Raw genomic sequence first — 22,471 nt, forward strand, 5'->3', positions numbered from 1 at the left:
GAGTCCGCCGGCGGCGCATTCAAGAGTCCGCCGGCGGCGCATTCGTTGAACGGCCGGGGCAATTCCGGTACAATATCGGGTACGGACGGCCGACAGTCGTCCGTTCAAAATCGTAGCGTCAAGTTGGTATGACAAGGCGGAATGGATGATGGATATAAAGCGCGAATGGGGGAGCGCGTCCGCGCGCCGCACAGAAGCAGACGGACTTAAGACATTTCTGCGCAAGATTGCCGCGTCGTATCCGGATCGCGGCGCCGTCGCTTTCGTGTGCATCGGAACGGACCGTTCCGCCGGCGACTCGTACGGGCCGTGGGTGGGATCGCTGCTGGAAGAACGCGGCTGGCCGCATGTGACGGGCACGCTTGCGCGTCCGCTGGATGCGGAGCGTCTGGCGGCGGGAAGCGTTCCGCTCCCTGCCGGGGCCGTCGTTGTCGCAGTGGACGCATGTCTCGGCAGACCGGAATCGGTCGGCAAATATATCGTGTCCGAAGGCCCGGTCGAGCCGGGACGGGGGATTGGCCTGAAGCTGCCGCCGCTCGGCGATTACGGCATCGCCGGAGTCGTGAACGCCCGGGGGGCGAAGCCGCATTGGTCGATCCAGTCGGCATCGCTGTACCGGGTCGTACGCATGGCGGTCGAGACCGCGGATGCGATCGAGGCGGCCTGGATGGGCGGAACGCGAAGCGCGCGGGACGGACGCGAGCTGCGCTTGACGATTCGGAACGAACCGGACGGTACATAATGGGAATAGACGAAAGGAGAGAATGCAAATGGACGCTATATCGCTTGCCGAAGCCAGACTGAACCTTCCGAACGGATTGAACTGCGCTTACTGGGATTCCGGAAGAAGCCGTCGGGCAGACGGGCGGACGATTGTGCTGCTGCACGGATTTTGCGGCAGCTCCGCCTACTGGGAAAATATGCCCGCGCTGCTGGAAGGCGCGGGCCGGCTGATTATCCCCGATCTGAGGGGACACGGACGGTCGTCGGCTCCCGGCGATCCGACGTATACGATGGAGCAACTGGCCGATGACGTCTGCGAGCTGCTGGATGCGCTGGAGGTCGACCGCGCCATTGTAATCGGGCATTCGCTCGGAGGCTATACGGCGTTGGCGTTTGCGGAGCGGCACGCGGACCGGCTTGCCGGTCTCGGACTCGTCCACTCGACGCCGCTGCCGGACGACGAAACGGGCAAGGCGAACCGGCTCAAGACGGCGGAGTCGATTCTCGCCGGCGGTCTCCGGGAAGTCGTGGACGGACTTGCGCCCAAGCTGTTCGCGCCGCGCCACCTGGAAACGATGGCCGAGGCGGTGCAGCGCGTCAAGGAGATCGGCTATCGCGCAAGCGCGCACGGCGCGGCGGCGGTTACGCGCGGCATGCGGGAACGGCCGGATCGGCGGGCCGTGCTGGAGCGGACGGGTGTGCCGGTATTGCTCGTAGCGGGGGCCGAGGATGGCATTGTTCCGCCGGAGAAGGTTTTCGCGGCGCACGGTCCGGATACGGAGAAACGGATCATCCAGAATTGCGGCCATATGGGCATGATCGAGTCGCCGGCCGAAGTGGCGCAAGCGATCCACTCGTTCGTCGAAAACGTGTAGGGGGCACGGCCATGCTGCAGCGCGACTACTTGATGCGGATGATCGAGCAGGTTGCCTCCGCGATCGGACAAGTGATGGGCTTGCGCCGCCAGATGCGGCATCAAGAGGCGCTGCTTGTCATCGACGAGCTGCTCGACAGCCGCTTCCGGTTAAACGGCCGGCTTATCCGCTCGCTGTCGGACGAGGATATCGTCGGCATGATGACGACAAACGGCGTAATGGAGACGGAAAATATACAGGCGATCGCTCTTCTGCTAAAGCAGGAAAGCGAAATTTACGAGGAGATGGGCGACGGGGCGCGCGCTTACCCGCTTCAGCTCAAGGCGCTGCAGTTATTTGCGCGTTTGGCGGCGGCCGATGCGCCGAAGGTGCTGGCGGATTCCGACGCCGAGGCCGAGCGGTTGCTGCTCAAGCTGTCCGATTGTGAGCTGCCGGCGGCAACCAAACGGCTGGTGATGGACTGGCAAGAATCGCGCGGCCGGTACGACCAGGCCGAGAATTGGCTGTACGAGCTGCTTGTCGAAGGCGAAGCGGGACGGGACGAGGCGGTCGCCTTCTATCGCCGCCTGCTTCCGCTCCCCGACGAACGGCTTGCCGCCGGCGGCCTGCCCCGTGAGGAAGTGGAGGAAGGGCTGGCGCAGGCGGAGGCGGACGCATGGCTTTCCAGCCGCGAGTAGCCGCGGTTTGACGCCATTGTCCGTTAAATCGGCGGTATGCTACAATGGATAGGAATGGCTATTAGACGAGTGGGTGAGCCTTTTTGGACGTGCAGATGTGGGTAAATTTCGGCTTGTTTCTCGTTTTGCTCGGTACCTTCGTTTACATTTTCGCATCGAGCGTCATAACCGGACTTCACAAAATGTACTTGTCGGTACATTCTTTCATGATGCTGTGGCCGCTGTTTCAGTTTGCCATGCGCCAGACGGACGATCCGCAATTTCAACTGCTCTACCTGACGGCTGCCTTCGTCGGCATCGCTCTGCTCGGAGCGTTCTGGTATATTTTCACCATCTGTTTGGTCGGCGAATCCTATCTGTTGAAAACCCGCAATCTGATCGTCATATTTTTACCCGCCGCCATCACGGCCGCAGGGCTGATATGCAATCCGAACGAACTGTTTTTTCAATATATCGGCCATGACACCGGCGATGCGGACGTTTCCTTCTGGTATCGGCCGGGGCCGCTATTGATTTATATGCCCGTGCTGCTCGCCGGCTATTTTGCCGTTTCGATATACGCCATGGTTTCCACGCTTCGTCGGGACGCTTCGCCCCGCCATCGCAGGCTCGTCGTGACGGCGCTTTACGGGATGCTGCTTTTGACCGGTTTCGGTTTGGCCGATTTTGCCGCAGCCATGTTTTTTCATCAGGCGCAAAGCGTCCTGTCCGCCGGCCTGGCCCTAGCCGGCATTTACTATGCGCTGGCCGTTACGCGGTACAGCGCTTTCGACATCATCAATATCGCGCAGCGCGACGTGATCGATACAATGTCTACCGGGCTGCTCGTGCTCGACGAGCATAATGTTGTCATCGAGATGAACAAGGCTCTCCGCTCGATCTTGCCGGTGAACATCGGCGACAAATTCGACCTTCGTGCGCTTTCCTCGTTGTCTTCGTCTTCCCGTACGCAGATGGAGGCGTTTTTCTCCATGCTGCGCAAGCATGCGATGGCGACTGCCTCGGTTGAGATCGCGACGGCCGGCAGCCGCCATTATGAGCTGCATTCCACGCCGATTCTGAATCATCGCAATACGCTGATCGGCCGCGTCATCACGTTTCAGGACGTGACGGAATACCGCCGGCTGATGGAGGAGATGAACGATCAGAACGCGGTTCTGCAGGAGCGCAACCGCGAGCTGATTCTGATGCAGGACCAGCTGTTTCAGGCGAACCAGAAGCTGGAGCGGATGGCGGTTACAGATGCGCTGACCGGCTGCTTCAATCGCCGCTATTTGCTGCAGCAGCTTGAGCGGGAGGTGGTAACGAACGTCCGCTACCGTATTCCTTTTGCCATGTTTCTGTTCGATATCGATCTGTTCAAAATGATTAACGACAGCTACGGCCATCTGGTCGGCGACGAAGTGCTGCGCAGCACGGCGGACATCGTCAGGCGCACGATTCGCCGGACGGATATTCTGGCCCGCTACGGCGGCGAAGAATTTGCCGTTTACCTGCCCTATACGACTTCGGCGCAAGCCGTAAGACTGGCCGAGAGGGTGAAGGCAGCCGTTGAGCACAATGCCGTCGGCGCCGGCGGGGAAGACCAGCTCGTATCGGTGACGATCAGCATGGGCGTGCTCTGCATCCGCAGCGCGGAGGATGCTCGTCCGGGCGTGGCGCTGGACGACGCCAAAGATTTCTTGCTGGGACTTTTTGCCCAGGCCGATGCCGCGCTTTACGAAGCGAAAAATAAAGGGCGCAATTGTATCGTCGTGAAAGATATAGCCTGACGGCGGACAGACCTCCGCAGCTTTTGCATAGCCATAGGCCCGTACATTTGATACAATAGTTCCAGAAATAATGGGACCGAGCGTTTGCAAAGGCGGGAACCGAAAGTTATGAAAAAATTGAATATCAATTTGGTCAAGCCGGGAGATCGGCTGGCCAAGCCGGTCGTGCAGGAAAACGGCAACGTGCTTCTCGGGGCGGGTGTGGAACTGAGCGACCGCTTTATCCAAAGGCTGCAAAATTTGGGCGTCGACACGCTGTTCATCGAAGACGATGCGACGGAAGGCATCGAGCCTGATGAGGCGATCCGCGACGATACCCGACGGCAGGCGACCGAAGCGATTTACAAGACGATGACGTCGCTGATGGACCAGCCTTATACGAAAGGCCGGGCCGTCGAGCCGGAAATCGGGCGGACGTTTCGAAAGGTTTTCGGAGAAATCATGCAGGATTTGATCGGCCGGGAGCATCTTCTCGTCAGTCTTTCCCAAATCCAGGTGAAGGACGCCTATCTGTTTCAACATTCCGTGAACGTGGCCATTCTTGCCGGCATTATGGGAATGGCCAAAGGGTTCAACCGCAGTCAGATGGAAGAGCTTGGCGTCGGGGCCATGCTGTTCGACATCGGCATGACGCAAGTGCCGAAAGAACTGCTCGACAAGGAGGGGCCGCTGAGCGAAGCGGAACGTGCGATCGTGGAGCAGCATCCGACGGCCGGATTTGACATCCTCCGCAAACATCACGATATATCGCTGCTGTCCGCGCACTGCGCTTTGCAGCATCACGAGCGCTATGACGGATCGGGATATCCCCGCGGACTGCGCAGCGAGGAGACGCATATCTATGCGCAGATCGTCGCGATCGCGGACGTCTACGATGCGTTGACGTCGCCGAGACCGCACCGCAAGCGGTACACGCCGTCGGAGACGATCGAGTTTTTGTTCGCGGCAGGCAATACCTATTTCGATCTCGATCTGATCAAGCTGTTTTGCCGCAATATCTCCATCTATCCCGTGGCAACGACTGTGCTGCTGAATACCGGTCAGGTCGGGGTTGTGTCGGCCAACAATCCGCTGGCGAGCCACCGTCCGAAGGTGCGCATCGTGCAGGAAGCCGACGGGTCGATACCCAAAGAGGCTTACGATATCGATTTGCAGGACGAGCTCCATATTATGATTGTGAAAGAACTGTAACGACGACAACCGAATACGAGCGCGACAAAGGCAAACCTGTCGAAAGGCAGGGACGCAAAGCTACAGGGTCTAAGTCCGAACGTGCAACCGAGCGTCGGATATCGACAGCCTGGCTACCGAAATCGAGTCTCTATTTGATAGGGGAACTTAAGGCGGCTTCTTGCAGGATAGCGGCTTTTTTTGCATTCTGCCCGCGTTTCCCCGCACGAAAGGAGAATACTGTTCGGTGAATCACGATCATTGGGTCACTCCATCCCTGCTTCTGCAAAGCAAAACCGTCGTCGAGAAGCAGGGCTATGTAGCGGCAGGCACGCTGACCTATCTGGAAGGCGATTTGCTGGAGGTCGAACTGCAAGAATTCGACCGGTTCAAGCTTGGCGAACGCGTTCAGCTGACCGTCTATGCATCTTCGGCCAAATATCGGCTGCGAACGTCGGTCATCGGGATGGCGGAAGGCTCCATCGCGGTCATTCTGCCGCCGGGCGCATTCAATTTGCACAATGAGAAGCGCAAGGCGCCCCGCATTTCCGTATCGGTCAAGGGCAGGCTGCTGCGGAAGCCGGAGCAGTCGCCCGAGCCGCTGTCGAAGGCGGAAAAGCTTCACCGCAAATGGGCGAAAGAACTGCAGGTCGACAGACTGGACGAGGGGCTGGTCCGGCGTTTGGAAGCGCTGATGAACGATGCGGATGCGGAGGAGCCGGAGGATGCCGGGAATGACGGCAACACGCCGGATGCGGAAGGCGGTGAAATGGAAGTCGTCAATATGAGCCTGGACGGAATCGGCTTCCAGGTTCATGCGGGCAGCTGGTCGTTATGTCCGGGCGACTGGGTCGAAGCCGTCTTGTACCCGGGGTTTGAGCTCGATTGTCTGCTGGAGATTATTCGCGAAGTCCGGTCGGGCGGCACGGTTTATTACGGCGCCCGTTTCGGGGAAATGCGGGAGGAGCAGGTGCGTTCGCTCCGGGCGTTCATCCTGCGGGAGCAGGTGGCGGCATATTATCAGATGAAGCAACAAAACGACGGGAAGCGCGCATCCTCCGGTTAGGGGGAGCGCGCTTCCCGTCGTTTATGCCGGCGCTGTGACGGTTTATGCCAGCGTTGTGTCGCTATATATCCCGGCGCAGCGCGCGAAGCACGTCGATGCGAACCGCCCGCTCGGCGGGGCGCATGCCGGACAGAACGGCGACGCCTACGCTGATGCCGACGCTGAGCAGCGTCAGGGATAGCGGAATGTACGAGAATACAAAGCCTTCCGGCGGCTTGCTGTCCAACGCCGCGGCGATGATCGGCGGCAGCGCGATGTTGACGGCCGCGCTCAGGCCGTAAGCTATAACGGTGCCGATCAATGCTCCCATGACGCCGATGCCGGAGCTCTCGATCAGAAAGATGCTGCGGATCGACCTGGGATGGGCGCCGACCGCTTTCATGATCCCGATGTCCTGCGCCCGTTCGGTAACGGCCATCGTCATCGTATTGTAAATGCCGATGGAGGCGATCAGGACGGCAATCGTGCCGACAAATACGAGACCGATCTTCATGACAAGGAAGATCGTTTCCATTTGGTTGACCGAATCGGCAGCGGTATAAAGGGAATACCCTTGTTCGCGCAGTTCTTTCGCCAGCGCCGCAACGACTTCCGCGCTTGCGGCGTAAGCTTTCGCTTGCGGGCTGCCGATATCTTCGTCCTGCAGCAAAAACGACGGCATCAACGACTGGGCGATCATGACATGCGTTTCCATGTTCCTTTCGTTTGCGGGCTTCTTCAGAATGCCGACGACTTTCAGTCTGGCTTCGCCGGATTCGATCATTTCGTTCTTTTTGGGGTCCATCGCCAGCCCCGTTACGGTTACTTCCGCATCGAGCAGACGGCCCGAATAGGAGGCTCCCTGTTTATTTTTCAGATGCTCCGCCAGATGGTAGCCGACGACAATCTCGCTGCCCGACTCCGGCATACGGCCTTCTTCAAGCTCCAGGTTGGCGGCTTTCTCCTGTTCGAAATCGGTAAAGACGAGCGTTGTCGTCGTCTCAAAACCGTCGAGCTCCACTTCTCCGCCTTTCATATAATGGGTCGTCACCGCCTTGACCCTTTCCATGGCGCTGATCCGGCGCACATCTTCCGCGGTGATCGGGGAAGGCTCGCCGTCTTTCATGCTGTTGTACAGATCGATTTCGGTCAGCAGCCGGTCCCGGAGCAGCTCGTCGACAAAGCTCTTCTGCAGGCCGAAGGCGACGGACGCGATCATGATCAGAAACGCGCAGCCGATCGCCGTCGCGAGCACGGTCATGAAAATGCGCGATTTGTTCTTCTTCATGTTCTGCCTGACGAACCGGATTTTATCGGCCATTTTCATCGCAGCGCTTCCTCCTTTTCGGCTTCGGCGGCGATTTCCGACAGAAGGCCGTCTTCCATGCGAAACCGGCGGCTGCCGATAGCGGCGACCCGCTCGTCATGGGTAATGACAAGCAGCGTGAGGCCGCGCTCTTCGTTCAGCTCGCGCAGCAGCCGCAGAAATTGCTCTTCGTTTTCGCTGTCCAGGCTGCCCGTAGGCTCGTCCGCCAGCAGCAGCGGCGGATCGAGAATGAGCGCGCGGGCGATGCCGACGCGCTGCTGCTGTCCGCCCGACAGTTCGGCAGGATAATGGTCGGCGTAATCCGCGATGCCGAGCCGCTCCATCGCCTCCTTGACGCGATTGCGACGCACGCTTGCTGAAAGGCCGCGGAGCACCAGGGGAAGCTCGATATTTTCATAGGCGGTCATGCCGGGAATAAGTTGAAAATTCTGAAAGACAAAGCCGATATGCGACAGCCGGAAATCGGCCCATTGTCCTTCGGTAAACGCGGTGACGTCTTGCCCGCCGATGCGGATGGAGCCTTCCGTCGGGCGAAGAAAGCCGCCGATCAGGTGCAGCAGCGTCGACTTGCCGGACCCGCTCCGGCCGACGAGCGTGGCGATTTCGCCCTTGCCGACACGCATGTCGATACCGTGCAGCACCGGAACGCGTCTTTCGTTGCCTTTGCGACCGAGCGTAAACGAATGTTTGATACGGTTCAGTTCGATCATGTCGTTCCTCCTGCCAGTGTTTATACATGAAAAAGAACGACGAGAGGTAGGAAAAGTTTGCGTGCTGCCGGCCCGGCTTGGGGGCATTGGGCGGGTCTGCTGCTCCGCAAATATGGAAAACTATAAGCTATAACAATATGCGGCAGATATGATGATAGAGAAGGAGGCGATGGCGTTGTCCGTCGTCATTCGGGCGGCTGCCGCCTTCTGGATTGCGGCGGTGCTCGCGGTTGCCATGTTCCGCAGCGGGCTGTACTTTGATACGGCGTTTTACCGGATCGGCATGATGCTGAGCGCGGCGGGGGCGCTGGCGGCATGCGGGATGGCATGGCGGCTTGCGCGGCTTAAAGGGCGGTTAAGCGGGGAGCGAAGGAAGGCCGCGCTGAGCCATTATGCCGCCGCGGCCGGGCCTCTTGGCGTCTCCGCGCTTTATGCGCTTTCGCTGCTTCGGGGGCCGGCGTCCTGGCAGGCGACGATCGAACAGGGGCTGCGCTGGTCGGCCTATGCGGGCTTTCTGCTAGTTGTCCTGATGTTTCTCGAGGACGGCCGGTTTCGCCTTTGGCTTGCAGCCAGCCTGCAGCTGGCCGGAGCGCTGCTTGCCGCCGGCGGCCTGGCCGGCTGGTTCGGCTGGATACAATATCCCGGGATGGTCATGCTTTCCGGAGACGAGCGGTTGTCGGCGACCGGGGCGCGGCTTGGCGGTTTCTTTCAATACCCGAATATGTATGGGGCGGCGGCAGGCGCGTTCGTCTTGTGGCAGCTCGCGCTGCTTGTCCGGGAACGCGGGATTGCGGCCTCTGCCTGGTCGGCTTGTACCGCTCCGTTCTGCTTTGCCGCTATGCTGCTGACCGAGTCCCGCGGAGCGTGGCTTGCCTTTGCCGCCGGCTGGCTGGCCGGCCTGCTTCTGCATCGCAGCGAAGAACGGCTGCGCTGGCTAGCTTGCAGCGGCTCGCTGGCCGCCGCAGGCGCAATCGGCTACCGGCTGGCGCTCGCCGCCGGGCCCGGCCATGCCGCCGCCGGTTACGGCGAGGCGGCAAGCGGCGGCGGCATAGCCGGCCTGTGGCGCTCCGCGCCGCCGGGCGCGGAAGCGGCTTTGGCCGTTGCCGCCTTGGCGATTGGAGGCGCGGCGTTGTTTGGCCTGAACCGCAAGCTGGCGGCCGTTGCCGCCGAAGGTGGAGGCGGAGCCGCCGCGCCGGACGGCCGCGCCAGGAGCGTGGCGGGCGAGCGTGGCGATAGCCTTGGAGCCGCCGCGCCGGGCGGCCGCACCAGGAGCGTGGCGGGCGGGCGTGGCGATAGCGCCGGAGCCACCGCGTCGGGCGGCCGCGCCAGGAGCGTGGCGGGCGAGCGTGGCGATAGCCTTGGAGCCGCCGCGCCGGGCGGCCGCGCCAGGAGCGTGGCGGGCGAGCGTGGCGATAGCGCCGGAGCCACCGCGCCGGGCGGCCAAGCCATGAGCGTATCGGGCGGGTGCGGCGAGAGCGCCGGAGCCGCCGGCACCCCCGGTGAGTCTGCGGCGATAGCAGTTCCGGCTTCCAGGCGTCTGGCGGCGATCGCGTGGCCGATTTTCACGATAGGCTTCTGTATTGCCTTTTGGACGGTGTGGAGCGCCGTTGAAGTCAGAGTGGAAGGGGAAGGACGCAGCGGGACGGCTGTTGCGAGGCTTGCCTATTACATAGATGGCTGGACACTGCTGAAGGAGGCGCCGCTGTTCGGACAGGGAGGCGGCACTTGGCGGGCGCTGTACGCCTCGGTTCAGCGCGAACCGTACGTCAGCGGCGAGGTACATAACGGTTACTTGAACGTGGCGCTTGATCTCGGTGCGTTTGGACTGGCCGTCTTCCTTGCGATGCTGGGCGTATTCCTGCTGCGTATAGGCAGACGCGACGCGGCAATGCTCGCCGTTCCGGTCGTGCTGTTGACGCATGCCGCCATCGACTTCGATATGTCGTACGGATACTACTGGATTTTGTTGTTCTGCTGGCTGGCGCTCCATAGTTCGAGCGGACGAAGGCGGGGGGGAAGACGAACAAACGCAGTATCCAAACGATGATGGAACGAACGCAGTACCAGAACGATGATGGAACAAACACAAATATCCGAACAGGGTGAAACGCGGGGTTAAACGCAAACGTAGATAGAAACGCGGGAAAATGCAAACGCAATCCCAACGCGGGGAAACGCAAACGCAGACCCGAAATACGGGCGGGAGGCTGCTGAATCGCTCTATTCCGGGCGGAAACGAATGAAAGTTGGTTTTCAATATCTGTAAGATTGGATTTGCGCGGACCAGAAGGAACCTTTGTGGCCGATGAAGCCGATTTTGGGTGTATTTTATACAATAAAAAGATGCTCATCAGGCCTGCATGCCGCCAATTATTGTATAAAATACAATGATTGATCGCCGGGGCGGGGGATATCGGTCCGATTGTATCGAGTCAGGTGTATTTTGTGCAATAAAACTGCGTCATTCGACTTTCAATACCGGGAATCATTGCACAGAATACAGTTACTCGATACAGTTACTCGATACAGTTACTCGGCATAGGGTAGGTCATTTTGTCCGATTGCACCGAATTAGGTGTATTTTGTGCAATAAAACTGCATCATTCGACTTTCGATACCGGAAATCATTGTATAGAATGCAGTTAATCGGCATAGGAGGAGACATTTTTGTCCGATTGTACCGATTCAGATGTATTTCATGCAATAAAATGACGTAATTCGGCTCTCAACACCGGGAGATATTGCACGGAATGCAGCTATTTGACAAGGGGTGGGACGTTTTGGACGATTATGCCGAATTAGATGTATTTTGTGCAAATAAACTCGCAGCTATCGGCTCATCTGTCGGCTCATCTGTCGAACGCAATACAGGGTTGGGAACTGCGTCGAGAACCGGGGAGGCGTGAGAGGGCGCGTGGCCATGCAGCCGGAACGGATGCCGAACCCGAATCAAACCGCATAACGAGCGGGCATCAGCCTGCAACTGCCTGGTTCCAGACGTTGGTGAAGCGTTCCACGCTGCAACCGCCTGCAACCGGCATCAGCCAGGCCGTTCCTTTCGATCCGGAACAGCCCGGCTCCTCAGTCGGGTCAGGACGGCCGGCACGTTTCAACCTCCGAAAGCTTCGCGGAACGCGGCGCACAGCTTCGCGCGGTCGACTTCCCACAGCTCGGCGATCTCCCCGCTGACATTTTCGTCCCACCAGTCCGCCAACGCCTGTCGGTTGCTGTAATGCTCGTGGATCCACGGCAGGTTGAGGGTGACTTTTTGAAAATACAGCTTTTCCGCCTGCTGGATGCGCTCCTTCGGAATCCATTTTTCAATCGCTTGACGGTCCGGTACAGCTCCTGGTTGCAGGCGCGGCGGATTTTACGGGCGGTAGGATAGCCGGCCTGATACTTTTCGCTTTGCGGCTTCATAATGACCGCCTCCTTCCATCCCTATATGTATGCGCTCGTTCGCGCGTCCGCCACTGTCTTTCGGAGCCAAAGCGTTACAGTACGACGATATAGCCGACCATCGGACCGTTCGAATGGATATCGGCATGCGTCAGACACCGGATCGGATACGTGCCTTTTTTGTCCACCTTGAACCGGACCGTCGTCGTGTTTCCTTTCGTTACCTCGCCGCGCACGCCGAGCCCCTCGATGACAAACGGGTGGCTGGCGCCGTTGACGCCCGTAATGTTCAGTTCAACCGACTCGCCTTTGCGCACGACGATCGTTCCCGGGTCCCACCGGTACGCTTCCAGTTCCTTGCCGTCAGCGGTCGTCGTTTTAAACTCGCCGGTTACCAGATGAAAATTTGTTCGCCTTGCTCCGTCGCGTTTACCGCCCGCGCCTGCTCGTACCGCAAATAAAATGCCGCAACGATGACGGCGAGCGCGACATAGACGAACAGCCGGACTTGCTTTTTGCTGACCACGAACACTTTGGACAACTTCATCCTCCCCTTCCGGTTCTGCTCATTGTGTTTCCAGGGCTAGTCTATGCGCAGGCTTGTCAGCGGATGACACATGGACGTTCGGGAATCGCCCGGCTTGCGCGCCTTCGGTCCGGCCTGTTATCCGTACGCCCGTTCTGCTACAATAGAAGCAATACCAAGTTTTTCGGGAAAGCGAGGAGTTGCCAATGAGTAAAAATGTAGCCGCTAAGCTGAACAAGGGCATCAGCCCGCAGCAGTTCCGCGATTCCATGCAAAAAACAAGGAGGCGTTCGAGGACTGGTACGAGCGTTTCGAGTGGAACGAGGACGATCGCGAATTTTTCGAATCGCTTAACAACCGCGACGATTTGCGCTGTCTCATTCTGGCTGCGGAATGGTGCGGAGACGTCGTGCGCAATGTACCGGTCGTGTTCCGTGCGATGGAAGTTAGCGGCATTCCGACGGAAGTGCTCATTATGGAGGAGCACCTCGACACGATGGACGAATTTTGACGATGGGCGGACGCGCCATTCCGATCGTCATTTTCGCCGATACCGGAGGTCATGTACTCGGTCAATGGGGACCGCGTCCGAAGCATGTTCAGGAAGTGATGACGCAGTTCAAGCTGAACAATCCCGACCGGGAAGCGCCCGATTATCAAGAGAAGCTGGCCGAAACCCGCAAAGAAATGATGCGCCGCTACGGAGAAGGAACGGACTATCAGGCCGTTATCATCAAAGAGCTGCGCAGCTTGCTCGAGTCGTTCTAATATGTTGAATATCGAAACATTTACGCTCGGCCCGCTTCAGACAAACGCTTATCTGGTGACAGAAGAGACGGGGAAACGCGGGTTCGTCATCGATCCGGGCATGTCGCCGGCGCGTTTGCTGGAACGTGTGAAAGGGTTGGAGATCGAGGCGATTGTGCTGACGCATGCGCATTTCGACCATATGGGCGGGGTGGAAGAGCTGCGCAAGGCGGCCGGCTGTCCGGTATACATTCATGAGCTGGAAGCCGATTGGCTGACTGATCCGCAGAAAAACGGTTCCGCGAGGTGGCCGGACGTTTCGCCGCCGCTCGTCACGGACCCGGCCGAATACCGGCTGGAGGAAGGCCAGACGCTGGAGTTGATCGGGCACCGGTTTCAGGTTATGCATACGCCAGGCCACTCGCCGGGAAGCGTCAGCCTGCTGTGCGGCCGCCACCTGTTCGCGGGCGATGTGCTGTTTCGGCTGTCCGTCGGACGAACCGACCTCCCCGGCGGCCGGGAGGGGGATCTGCTCGATTCGATTCGTCTCAAGCTGTTCAAGCTTGATCCCGAGGTGACCGTCTACCCCGGACACGGGCCGAAGACGACAATCGGATTTGAGATGGCGAACAATCCGTATGTGGCGCTTCGTTAACTAGACAAGGCCTCCGTTTCGCGCGTTCGCGCGGGCGGGAGGCCTTGTTTGCCGTCAACGGACGGCCGTTCTATAATCGTTCGCGAATGATCTGCCTGCTGAAAAATGCGATTTAAGGCGTCGTCGGCTCCGTGCCGCCCGCATCGCCGTCGACCGCGCCGTCGTCGCCTGCATCGGGGGATTCCGGCGCATCCGCATCGACGTCCGTACCGCCTTCATCGCCGCTGTCCGGCGTAACCGCATCCGGGGTTTCTTCCTCGACGATGCCGCTGTCTCCTTCTCCGCATCCAGCCGCCGTCATCGCGATCACAGCCATCATTACCGCCGTCAGCAACATTTTGGACCATTTCAGTTTCACGCTGATCTTCTCCTTTCCTCAGGTGAAAAATGTAACGCCGAGTCGGCGCTACTCGTTTTTTAACCCGGAGCCGCCGAATTTGAATATGATAATTTTTTAATCGGCATTCGGACGAGATGGAAAGCTTGAAGCGAAGAAGACGAAAGATAGCGCCTTTCCCGGCGATCCGAACGTAAAGGACTTTGGCTGCGGAGAATCGAATACATTAGGGTGAGGATTTAAGCGGCTGTTCGAAGCGAAGGGCTGCTCCCCTATTCTAGTCGGCTCTGCCGGAAGGAGGCGTCGGGGTGAAGGAGATGTACGCAGCGGCAAACGAGTGGATTTTAGCGGGAACGTTGAAAGCGCTTAATGAACAAAAAGCGACGGTGGTAAAAGGCGGAATCGCCGTGTTTGCCATGAAGACCGGGTGTATGCGGTGGATAACCGTTGCCCGCATTTGGGCTTTCCGCTTCATTTGGGAAGTCTGTGCGACGGGCTGCTGACCTGCCATTGGCATCATGCGCGGTTCGATATATGCAGCGGCGGGACGCTCGACCCATGGGCGGACGATGTGCCGGTGCATGACGTGCGGATCGAGGATGGCAGCGTATGGGTGAGCCGCCGCCCGCGAACTTCGAGGCGTACGGCGGACGATGCGGCGAGGCTTCGGGAAGGACTGGAACAAAATATCGGCATTGTCATCGCGAAAGCGGTCGTCGGTTTGATGGAGGCGGGATACCCGGAGCGCGATATCGTGCGCATCGGCATCGAATTCGGCACCGGTGTGGCCGGAGGCTGGAATTCGGGGCTTACGATTTTGACGGCGATGGCGCGCATTTTGCCCAAGCTGGACCGTAACGGCAAAATATTGGCGCTGTACCAGGGCCTTCTGCATGTCGCCCGCAACAGCGCGGGCCGCCCCGAACGGAGACTGCTCGGGCCGCTGCCGCAAGGGGATGTTTCGCTCGAGCGGCTGGCCTCCTGGTACCGCAACTGTATCGAGGTGCGCGATACGCAAGGGGCGGAGCGCATATTGTTGACGGCGATCGGCCTCGGGGCGACGGACGATCAATTGCGGTCCATGATGATGACGGCGGCGACAGACCACGTGTATCTCGATGGCGGCCATACGGTCGATTTTCACAACAAGGCGTTCGAAGCGCTCGAGCTGGTAGGACCGGAGCTGCGGGTGCGGGTATTGGCTTCGCTTGTGCCGCTGCTGTCGAATCCGTCGCGAAGCGAGGAGCAGCATCATTGGCAGGCGCCGGTCGATCTGGTCGGGCCGTTGCGGCAGGCATTCGCCTCGCTCGAGGACGGGTTGCCGGAGAAGCGGCGCCCGCTTGCGCCGGAGGAGGAAGAGCGGCTGCTCGGGCTGCTGCTTGCGGACCGGCCGCTCGAAACGATTCCGGCGCTCTCGGCGCTGCTTGCGGACGGCTGCCATCCGGCCGAGCTGGCGCGAATGACGGCGCTCGCCGCCGCAGAGCGGATGGTGCGGTTCCATACGCAGAACGACTTCGGCGATTGGATCGCCGTCCTTCATACGTTCACGCATGCACATGCCGTGCACGAAACGGTCACGCGATGCGACGATCCGCTGCCGGTGCGGGCGCTGTTTCACAGTGCGGCGGCGATCTATCTCGATCGCTTCCTGAACGTGCCGGCCGCTCCCCGGCCGAATGCCGCCGGCTCGCCGGGCGAACCGGCTGACAAGCTGCTGGAGCTGCTTGACAAGCGGCAGCAGGTGAACGAAGCGGCTGCATGGGCCGCCGGCTATTTGCGCGGGGGCGGCGACCCGGACGCGCTCATCAATACGCTCGGCCACGCATTGCTGCGAGAAGATGCGGAGTTCCATTCGTTTCAGCTGCTGGAGGCGGCTGTCGGGGAGTACGAGAGCTGGAACGGCCGCAGCGATGCGTTCGCCGAGCGCGCGAGGGAGACGCTGCTGCTGGCGGCTGTGCGCTACCTGGCGGCTCATGCGCCTACGGCACGGGAAACGCCCCATACCGCACGCATTGCGCAGCGGCTCAACCGGGGCGAGCGACTGTTCGAGGAGTGACCTGTTCGCCTGCGGGTGGCGGAAGGAACTTATTCTCCCGCATACGATCGTGCGGAGCGCGGGTTTGCACCGCTATGCGGAATGCGGATTTGACGGGTCGTTCGCCTGCGGTGTACCGCCCGTGGTGGATATGAAGGTGGTGGCAATGCGAGGGGGGGCCTTGCTTGTTCGCGAGGTTGCGCCATAGCGTCTGTCGTCCGGGTGCGTCCTGGTGAGATCGCGGTCAAATAGTAGTGGAGTTCCTCGCTTCAAAATGAACAAATACTGCATTTATACAACTTTTCGGAGTGATTTTCGTGCGTCAAAAGAAAAATCCTGCAAATATGCAGGATTTTTCTGGTATTTACCGACTTATCTCGGCATTTCGTTTGAAAAAGATGTAAAAATGCAGGAATTTCGCTTAATATATCATTTATATGGAAAAAGATGTATAATTGCAGGAATTTCTGCTGATGTCGGTGAACGTCTCGCATAGCGGTCGCCTTCTTCAGGTCCGCGCCGCCAAAGTGGCGCCACCAGGCCCGCGCTGCCAAAGTGGCGCGCACCAAGCCCACGCGCCCCCGGGCATGCGCCCTACCGGGTCACGCGCCCCCGGGCATGCGCCGCCACTGGCACTTACTCTTCCTCGATCGCAGCTTTCCTGGTATTGATCGCCCGGATGACGGCCGGATCGAATTTGGGCTTGCGGTCGTACGTGTAGAGGCCGTTCACTTCCTGCTCGATGTCGTACAGCTGCGTATAGCAGAAGCCGAACATGCGCGGGTTGTCGAGCAGCGTCGTCGTCAGACCTTCGTAGCGGCGCAAAATTCCTCTTCGCTCTTCGGCCGGTCGCCGTAGCCCCAGCCCTCGTCGCCCACCTGTCCGGGATTCCACCAGATGCCGCCGTATTCGCTCACGAAATACGGCTGCCCTTCGTATTTCTGGCGGTTCGGGAAGGTGTTGTACGGTTCGCCGCCCGTTTTCATCGGCTCGTAGCGGGCTTTGAACGTTTCCGGATTCTGATCGTAATCGTGCACGTCGAAAATATCGGTTGAGACATGGAAGTTGCCGCTCGTATCGATCACCGGACGCGTCGGATCGAGCCGTTTGGTCGTCTCGTAGACGATGCGCAGCACCTCGTCGTTTTGTCTTGCGCCGTTGTAATCCCATGTTTCGTTAAACGGGCACCAGCCGACGATGCTCGGGTGGTTGAAGTCCCGCTCCACGCCTTCGAGCCATTCCGGCAGAAAACGCTCGAGCCCTTTGGCCGTCGTAATATCGAGGCCCCAGTTGGCATGCTCGCCCCAGACGAGGTAGCCGAGCCGGTCGGCCCAGTACAGGAAGCGGGGCTCGAACATTTTTCGTGCAGTCTGGCGCCGTTAAAGCCGAGGCCGAGCGAAATTTCAATATCTTTCCGCAAGTCGTCGTCGGTCGGCGCGGTATAGATGCCTGCGGGATAGAAGCCCTGATCGAGCACAAGGCGCTGGAACACCGATTTTCCGTTAATGCGGAACGCCATGCCGTCGAGACGGAGCGTGCGCAGCCCGAAATAGCTTTCGACTTCGTCGGCGGCTGCCGCGTCTGCTCCGGACGGAAGAAGCGACAGCTTCAGATCGTACAGGTTAGGCTGTCCCGGCCCCCACAGATGAACTTCCGACAGCGGCAGCGTCAGCCGGGCGGACGGGCCGGATACGATCGCCTTGACGTTGCCGGCCGCGCGCGGCATAGTACGCCTCGGCCTTGAGCGTCGCGCCTGCGGCCGGACCGGCGAGAGCGGCTTCGATATGCAGCTGCGCGTTGTCCGGGTCGGGATACAGGCGGAAGCTGCGAATATAGGCTTCCGGAACCCGCTCGAGCCAGACGGTCTGCCATATGCCGGTCGTCCGCGTATAGTCGCAACCATGAGAATAGTACCGGCCGCTTTGTTTTCCGCGCGGCTGCAAGCCGGAGCGGACATCGTCCTCCGCGCAGACGGTGACGGTATTCACGCCTTCGCGCAGCGCGTCGGTAATATCGAAGGAAAAGGAGCTGTAGCCGCCGCGGTGAGTGCCGACGATACGGCCGTTCACCCAGACGGTCGCTTCATAATCGACGGCGCCGAAATGCAGCAGCGTCCGTCCCGGCCGCCAGTTTTGCGGAATTTCGAAAGAGCGTTTGTACCATACCGCGGGCATAAAGTCTTTATGTCCGATGCCGGACAGCTCGCTCTCCGGGCAGAACGGGACGGCAATCGTCCGCGCCAGCGCATGCTCTTCCTGATGCCAGCCGCGTTCTTTGCCGCTTTTGCCGTAATCGATTTCAAATTGCCAACTGCCGTTTAAATTTTGCCATTCGCCGCGCACCATCTGTGGCATCGGATGTTCCGGTCTTGGGATCGCGTTTGCAGAGGAATTCGCCATGCTTGATCCATCCTTTCGCCTTTAATCGTAAACTTTCGTGAACTTAAACGATCACGTTTATTGTAAGTCCGCCCATTATTTACGTCAATAAAAATTAATTAAATAACTTATGAGTTAACTAATACAATACTGATCTGGCATCTGGCCGGAAAATTTGAGAAAATAGGGAACAGACTTCGATCGATCCAAGGTCGAACAAAGGAAGGTGCAAAGCGGTTGACTGAAACGAATACGTATACCCCGGACGGGAAGGAGAAGCACCCGGAATCGAAAGGGGCGGCATCGCCGGACGGGACGGAGAAGCAAGCGGAAGCGAAAGGGGCGGTATCGCCGCAAGAGGCGGCGGCGTCCCGCGAACGGATGATTCGGGCGATCGCTTCCGAACTGTCGCTGCCGGCGGGCAAAGTGAAAGCGGCGGTCGCGCTGCTGGACGAAGGAAACACGATTCCGTTCATCGCGCGCTACCGCAAGGAATTGACCGGGGAACTGGACGAGAACGAGCTGCGCGCGATCGAAGACCGTCTCCGTTATATGCGGAATTTGGAGGAGCGCAAGCGCGAAGTCGTCCGGCTGATCGACGAGCAGGGCAAGCTGACCGACGAGCTGCGAGCGGCGATTGAGAAAGCGGTCAAGCTGCAGGAGGTCGAAGATCTGTACCGGCCATACAGGCAGAAGCGGAAAACCCGTGCTAGCATTGCCCGCGAGAAAGGACTGGAGCCGCTTGCCAAATGGCTTTGGTCGCAGCCCCGCCAGGGAGATCCGCTTCAGGAGGCAGCAGGTTATGTCGATCCGGACAAGGGAGTCGACAGCGCCGAGGCGGCGCTTCAGGGCGCGATGGATATTTTGGCGGAGCAGCTGGCCGACGACGCGTCGATTCGCGCGTGGGTGCGCAGGTTCACGCACGACCACGGCGTGATCCGGACCGAAGCGAAGGACCCGGAACAGGACAGCGTATACGAAATGTATTACGATTACCGGGAGCCGGTGCGGAAGCTGCCGCCGCATCGGGTGCTGGCCATCAATCGCGGGGAGCGGGAAGAGGTGCTTCGCGTGACGCTTGAGGTGCCGGCGGAACGGATTCATGACTATATCGGCAGACAGACACTGCGTAACGGGACAGCTCCGGCAGTGCGCGAGACGTTGATCGCGGTGATTGAGGACGCCTACAAGCGGTTGATTGCTCCGTCTATCGAGCGCGAGGTGCGGGGAGAGTTGACGGAAAAGGCCGAGGAGCACGCCATCGCGATTTTTTCGGCCAATTTGCGCAACTTGCTGCTGCAGCCGCCTGTTCGCGGCAGCGTCGTGCTCGGCGTCGACCCCGCGTTCCGGACCGGCTGCAAGCTGGCGGTCGTCGACGAAACGGGCAAGCTGCTCGAGGTTGCCGTCTGCTACCCGACGGCGCCGCACCATAAGGTGGAGGAAGCCGAACGGATTGTGAACGGCCTGATCGACAAGCACGGCGTCGATATTATCGTCATCGGCAACGGCACGGCGTCCCGCGAGACCGAGCGGTTCGTCGCCAATCTGATTGCGAAGCGGCGCGGCGGCCGGGCGGACGGGGCCGGAGACATCCGCTATATTATCGTGAACGAGGCGGGAGCGAGCGTCTATTCCGCATCCAAGCTCGCGGCGGAGGAGTTTCCGGATCTGGATGTGGCGGAGCGCAGCGCCGTGTCGATCGCGCGCAGGCTGCAGGACCCGCTTGCGGAGCTCGTCAAGATCGAGCCGAAAGCAATCGGCGTCGGCCAATATCAGCATGACGTCAGCCAGAAACGTCTCGAAGAGACGCTCGGCGGCGTCGTCGAATCGGCGGTCAACCATGTAGGCGTAGACGCCAATACGGCTTCGCCGGCGCTCCTGTCGTACGTGGCGGGAATCAATGCCGCCATCGCCCGCAATATTGTGAAATATCGCGAGGAGAACGGGCGGTTCACCGACCGGAAACAGCTGCAGAAGGTGCCGCGGCTCGGCGCGAAAAGCTACGAGCAATGCATCGGCTTCCTGCGCATTCCGGACGGCTCCAACCCGCTGGACCGGACGCCGATTCATCCCGAGTCGTACCCGGTCGTGGACAAGCTGTTCGAGGCGCTTGGACTGCGAGCGGAGGAGCTCGGTTCGGAGACGGCCAAAGCGCGGCTGGCGGCGGCCGATCCGGAAGAACTCGCTCCGAAGCTCGACGTCGGGGTGCCGACGCTGCGCGACATTATCGACAGCTTGCAGCGCCCCGGACGGGATCCGCGGGAAGAACTGCCGCCGCCGGTCTTTCATACCGATGTGCTGGATATCGAGGATCTGAAGGAAGGGATGGAACTGCAAGGAACCGTCCGCAACGTGACCGATTTCGGCGCCTTTGTCGACATCGGCATCAAAAATGACGGACTCGTCCATATTTCGCAGATGAGCGACAAATTCGTCAAGCATCCGATGGATGTCGTGGCCGTCGGGGATACGGTAACCGTGTGGGTGCTCGGCGTCGATCTGAAGAAGGGGCGCGTCAGTTTGACGATGCGGAAGCCGTCGTGAACGGACCGCAAAGCGGATGGAGGCCAGCGTGACAGACCGCAAAGTCCATACGTTCGGGTGGAAGCCGTCGTGAACGGACCGCAAAGTCAATGCGTTCGGGTGGAAGCCATCGTGAACGGACCGTCAAAATCCATACGTTCGATTACGAGGCAGGGCTGCCCCAAAGCCGTTCGTCGGCTTCAGGGCAGCCCCTTGTTTGCCCCCTCATGGAAGGCCGGTATAATCGTTTGCGGACGTTGCCTGGCACGGTAAAAATACCAGCAGTCGTTCAACAGACGGATTTGCCGCCGGTCTTTTTCTGAAAGGCACGCATCAGCTGGTTGCAGAGCCATTGCGGCATCATGATCGTCCTCCTCCCGGCCGTTCTAATGGTATTAATAATCATATGGAAGAGGACGGATGCCTGTGCAGGTCCCAGCCGCATTCGCCGGTCTTTCGGTTTTACAATTCGGCTTCTTCTTCGTACCACTGCTCCAGCTGCGCCTGCAGGGCGCGAATTTCGGTCAGCAGCGAGACGAGCGGGTAAGCTTGCTCCCGGATCGACGCGAATTCGCGTTCGAGCGAATTGATGTAATCCAGCCCCGATACGATCGCAATGCCCGGATCGTGCAGCTCGACATCCGACATTTCGGCAACGGCGTACGGAAGCCGCGGCACATTGTCAGCCGTCAGCTTGTCCAGTTCCTTGTGAAGGCGCAGATTGAGCGCGCTGAGTTGATAGGCATGCGATTCGGGCATTTCGACAAAGGTGAGTTCCGTTTCGTGTTTCATCAAGACGTAGCGCATCTTCGGCATACAGCTTTTGTTCTCCCCTCGATCCAACGCTCGTTGGAATTACTACTTGACAGTTTATCTTATGGCCGCTTTACAATTCAAGTAGTTGGGGGAGATTGCAATGAATGACGAAACGCTTCAGGCATGGGTGGAAAAAATATCGTGGGAATCGTTCGGACTTCCTTTCCGGCATAAGGCGGTGTTTAACGGCAGGCTGCGGACGACGGGGGGCCGCTATTTTACGAAAACGCATCATATCGAAATCAGCCCGCATCAGCTTGCGGCGTTCGGCCCGGAAGAGACGGAAAAATTATCAAGCATGAGCTGTGCCATTACCATCTCCATCTGGCGAACAAAGGGTACCGGCACCGGGATGCCGATTTCAAGGCGCTGCTGGCCCAGGTCGGCGGCACGCGCTATTGCCGCTCGCTCCCGGGCAGCCGTCAGCGGAAGTCCATGCCATACCGCTACAAGCTCGCATGCGTGGATTGCGGAACCGAATATTTGCGTAAGCGGCGGATCGACCCGTCCCGTTACGTATGCGGGCGGTGCCGGGGGAAATTGAAAATTTTTACGCTGTCCGCCAGTGATAAGGTTACCTGAAAAGGATGGAATTGCGCTTGAGGCCATGCCGCCATTGTGATGTTGAGGCGACGGGGGTTGCCGGCGAGCCTCCGGCGGACGGCCGAAACGCTGCAGACGGCCAAAAGGCAGCGGACAGCCGAAACGCTGCAGACGGCCGAAAGGCAGCGGACGGCCAAAACGCTGCAGACGGCC

At 59.6% G+C, this 22,471-nt stretch carries 19 protein-coding genes, 4 pseudogenes and 1 riboswitch; of the genes and pseudogenes, 12 read left to right on the plus strand and 11 right to left on the minus strand.

Features of this window, described 5'->3' with window-relative positions; all coding sequences use genetic code 11:
• The first annotated feature begins 145 nt into the window (after window positions 1-145).
• From yyaC to PACILC2_RS01685, 6 genes are all read left to right on the plus strand, one after another.
• Complete coding sequence (yyaC, locus tag PACILC2_RS01660; RefSeq protein WP_244863154.1) at window positions 146-742, plus strand: spore protease YyaC; 597 nt, start codon at window positions 146-148, stop codon at window positions 740-742.
• A 28-nt stretch (window positions 743-770) separates the two neighbouring features.
• Window positions 771-1,598 carry an alpha/beta fold hydrolase gene (locus PACILC2_RS01665; protein ID WP_062491111.1) on the plus strand — a complete coding sequence of 276 codons (828 nt, stop codon included), beginning with the start codon at window positions 771-773 and terminating at the stop codon, window positions 1,596-1,598.
• 11 nt (window positions 1,599-1,609) lie between these two features.
• Entirely contained in the window at window positions 1,610-2,275 is a 666-nt protein-coding gene (locus PACILC2_RS01670; RefSeq protein WP_213527050.1) for a DUF6483 family protein, read from the plus strand.
• 89 nt (window positions 2,276-2,364) lie between these two features.
• Window positions 2,365-4,047 (plus strand): GGDEF domain-containing protein, encoded by a 1,683-nt coding sequence (locus PACILC2_RS01675; RefSeq protein ID WP_235593412.1) that lies wholly within the window; start codon window positions 2,365-2,367, stop codon window positions 4,045-4,047.
• Window positions 4,048-4,155: 108 nt separating this feature from the next.
• Entirely contained in the window at window positions 4,156-5,238 is a 1,083-nt protein-coding gene (locus PACILC2_RS01680; RefSeq protein ID WP_062491116.1) for an HD-GYP domain-containing protein, read from the plus strand.
• A gap of 19 nt (window positions 5,239-5,257) precedes the next feature.
• A riboswitch (cyclic di-GMP riboswitch) is annotated at window positions 5,258-5,359 on the plus strand.
• A gap of 105 nt (window positions 5,360-5,464) precedes the next feature.
• Complete coding sequence (locus tag PACILC2_RS01685; RefSeq protein ID WP_213527052.1) at window positions 5,465-6,283, plus strand: PilZ domain-containing protein; 819 nt, start codon at window positions 5,465-5,467, stop codon at window positions 6,281-6,283.
• A 61-nt stretch (window positions 6,284-6,344) separates the two neighbouring features.
• Here the strand turns inward: PACILC2_RS01685 and PACILC2_RS01690 are convergent, their stop codons facing one another.
• Complete coding sequence (locus PACILC2_RS01690; protein WP_213527054.1) at window positions 6,345-7,589, minus strand: ABC transporter permease; 1,245 nt, start codon at window positions 7,587-7,589, stop codon at window positions 6,345-6,347.
• Window positions 7,586-8,299 (minus strand): ABC transporter ATP-binding protein, encoded by a 714-nt coding sequence (locus PACILC2_RS01695; protein ID WP_213527056.1) that lies wholly within the window; start codon window positions 8,297-8,299, stop codon window positions 7,586-7,588. The genes PACILC2_RS01690 and PACILC2_RS01695 overlap by 4 nt, the downstream gene beginning before the upstream one ends.
• A gap of 175 nt (window positions 8,300-8,474) precedes the next feature.
• On the opposite strand from PACILC2_RS01695, the gene PACILC2_RS01700 reads away from it, so the two are divergent.
• A complete protein-coding gene (locus PACILC2_RS01700; RefSeq protein WP_213527058.1) occupies window positions 8,475-10,346 on the plus strand; it encodes an O-antigen ligase family protein in 1,872 nt (623 codons plus the stop codon).
• Window positions 10,347-11,793: 1,447 nt separating this feature from the next.
• Here PACILC2_RS01700 and PACILC2_RS28330 read toward each other — a convergent pair.
• Together PACILC2_RS28330 and PACILC2_RS28335 are read right to left on the minus strand one after the other, a co-directional pair.
• Window positions 11,794-12,015, minus strand: coding sequence for a cupredoxin domain-containing protein (locus PACILC2_RS28330; protein ID WP_307860287.1), 222 nt, complete (start codon window positions 12,013-12,015; stop codon window positions 11,794-11,796).
• A 74-nt stretch (window positions 12,016-12,089) separates the two neighbouring features.
• Window positions 12,090-12,239, minus strand: coding sequence for a hypothetical protein (locus PACILC2_RS28335; protein WP_213527060.1), 150 nt, complete (start codon window positions 12,237-12,239; stop codon window positions 12,090-12,092).
• Between the two features lie 191 nt (window positions 12,240-12,430).
• On the opposite strand from PACILC2_RS28335, the pseudogene PACILC2_RS01720 reads away from it, so the two are divergent.
• Together PACILC2_RS01720 and PACILC2_RS01725 are read left to right on the plus strand one after the other, a co-directional pair.
• Window positions 12,431-12,992, plus strand: a pseudogene (locus PACILC2_RS01720) (thioredoxin family protein).
• 1 nt (window position 12,993) lies between these two features.
• Window positions 12,994-13,626: an MBL fold metallo-hydrolase gene (locus PACILC2_RS01725; RefSeq protein WP_213527062.1), complete on the plus strand. Its 633-nt coding sequence runs from the start codon at window positions 12,994-12,996 to the stop codon at window positions 13,624-13,626.
• A 112-nt stretch (window positions 13,627-13,738) separates the two neighbouring features.
• On the opposite strand, the gene PACILC2_RS01730 is transcribed toward PACILC2_RS01725, so the two are convergent.
• Window positions 13,739-13,984: a hypothetical protein gene (locus PACILC2_RS01730; protein WP_062491132.1), complete on the minus strand. Its 246-nt coding sequence runs from the start codon at window positions 13,982-13,984 to the stop codon at window positions 13,739-13,741.
• 415 nt (window positions 13,985-14,399) lie between these two features.
• On the opposite strand from PACILC2_RS01730, the gene PACILC2_RS01735 reads away from it, so the two are divergent.
• Window positions 14,400-16,019, plus strand: a complete 1,620-nt coding sequence (locus PACILC2_RS01735; RefSeq protein WP_307860288.1) for a Rieske (2Fe-2S) protein — start codon at window positions 14,400-14,402, stop codon at window positions 16,017-16,019.
• Between the two features lie 615 nt (window positions 16,020-16,634).
• Here the strand turns inward: PACILC2_RS01735 and PACILC2_RS26145 are convergent.
• The 4 genes and pseudogenes from PACILC2_RS26145 to PACILC2_RS26160 form a co-directional block, all read right to left on the minus strand.
• Window positions 16,635-16,823, minus strand: coding sequence for a hypothetical protein (locus PACILC2_RS26145; RefSeq protein ID WP_244863155.1), 189 nt, complete (start codon window positions 16,821-16,823; stop codon window positions 16,635-16,637).
• Window positions 16,802-17,356 carry a glycoside hydrolase family 2 TIM barrel-domain containing protein gene (locus PACILC2_RS26150; RefSeq protein WP_244863156.1) on the minus strand — a complete coding sequence of 185 codons (555 nt, stop codon included), beginning with the start codon at window positions 17,354-17,356 and terminating at the stop codon, window positions 16,802-16,804. Before PACILC2_RS26150 ends, PACILC2_RS26145 begins: the two co-directional genes overlap by 22 nt.
• 239 nt (window positions 17,357-17,595) lie before the next feature.
• Window positions 17,596-17,643, minus strand: a pseudogene (locus PACILC2_RS26155) (hypothetical protein); the annotation flags it as partial.
• Window positions 17,621-18,397, minus strand: a complete 777-nt coding sequence (locus PACILC2_RS26160) for a sugar-binding domain-containing protein (protein ID WP_244863157.1) — start codon at window positions 18,395-18,397, stop codon at window positions 17,621-17,623. The gene PACILC2_RS26160 and the pseudogene PACILC2_RS26155, both read right to left, overlap by 23 nt.
• 360 nt (window positions 18,398-18,757) lie before the next feature.
• On the opposite strand from PACILC2_RS26160, the gene PACILC2_RS01745 reads away from it, so the two are divergent.
• Window positions 18,758-20,920 (plus strand): Tex family protein, encoded by a 2,163-nt coding sequence (locus tag PACILC2_RS01745; protein ID WP_213527068.1) that lies wholly within the window; start codon window positions 18,758-18,760, stop codon window positions 20,918-20,920.
• A 179-nt stretch (window positions 20,921-21,099) separates the two neighbouring features.
• Here the strand turns inward: PACILC2_RS01745 and cmpA are convergent.
• Together cmpA and PACILC2_RS01755 are read right to left on the minus strand one after the other, a co-directional pair.
• Window positions 21,100-21,260, minus strand: a pseudogene (gene cmpA, locus PACILC2_RS01750) (cortex morphogenetic protein CmpA).
• Between the two features lie 101 nt (window positions 21,261-21,361).
• A complete protein-coding gene (locus PACILC2_RS01755) occupies window positions 21,362-21,715 on the minus strand; it encodes a hypothetical protein (protein ID WP_062491137.1) in 354 nt (117 codons plus the stop codon).
• 100 nt (window positions 21,716-21,815) lie between these two features.
• On the opposite strand from PACILC2_RS01755, the pseudogene PACILC2_RS01760 reads away from it, so the two are divergent.
• A pseudogene (locus PACILC2_RS01760) lies at window positions 21,816-22,297 on the plus strand (SprT family protein).
• Window positions 22,298-22,471 lie beyond the last annotated feature (174 nt).

This window comes from Paenibacillus cisolokensis, from assembly GCF_018403665.1.
GTDB lineage: Bacteria > Bacillota > Bacilli > Paenibacillales > Paenibacillaceae > Paenibacillus_AH > Paenibacillus_AH cisolokensis.

Bases quoted from the DNA above. Each gene is read 5' to 3' on its own strand.
- yyaC (WP_244863154.1), top strand. From the start codon at position 146: ATGATGGATATAAAGCGCGAATGGGGGAGCGCGTCCGCGCGCCGCACA.
- PACILC2_RS01665 (WP_062491111.1), top strand. From the start codon at position 771: ATGGACGCTATATCGCTTGCCGAAGCCAGACTGAACCTTCCGAACGGA.
- PACILC2_RS01670 (WP_213527050.1), top strand. From the start codon at position 1,610: ATGCTGCAGCGCGACTACTTGATGCGGATGATCGAGCAGGTTGCCTCC.
- PACILC2_RS01680 (WP_062491116.1), top strand. From the start codon at position 4,156: ATGAAAAAATTGAATATCAATTTGGTCAAGCCGGGAGATCGGCTGGCC.
- PACILC2_RS01690 (WP_213527054.1), bottom strand. From the start codon at position 7,589: ATGAAAATGGCCGATAAAATCCGGTTCGTCAGGCAGAACATGAAGAAG.
- PACILC2_RS01695 (WP_213527056.1), bottom strand. From the start codon at position 8,299: ATGATCGAACTGAACCGTATCAAACATTCGTTTACGCTCGGTCGCAAA.
- PACILC2_RS01725 (WP_213527062.1), top strand. From the start codon at position 12,994: ATGTTGAATATCGAAACATTTACGCTCGGCCCGCTTCAGACAAACGCT.
- PACILC2_RS26150 (WP_244863156.1), bottom strand. From the start codon at position 17,356: ATGTTCGAGCCCCGCTTCCTGTACTGGGCCGACCGGCTCGGCTACCTC.
- PACILC2_RS26160 (WP_244863157.1), bottom strand. From the start codon at position 18,397: ATGGCGAATTCCTCTGCAAACGCGATCCCAAGACCGGAACATCCGATG.
- PACILC2_RS01745 (WP_213527068.1), top strand. From the start codon at position 18,758: ATGATTCGGGCGATCGCTTCCGAACTGTCGCTGCCGGCGGGCAAAGTG.
- PACILC2_RS01755 (WP_062491137.1), bottom strand. From the start codon at position 21,715: ATGCCGAAGATGCGCTACGTCTTGATGAAACACGAAACGGAACTCACC.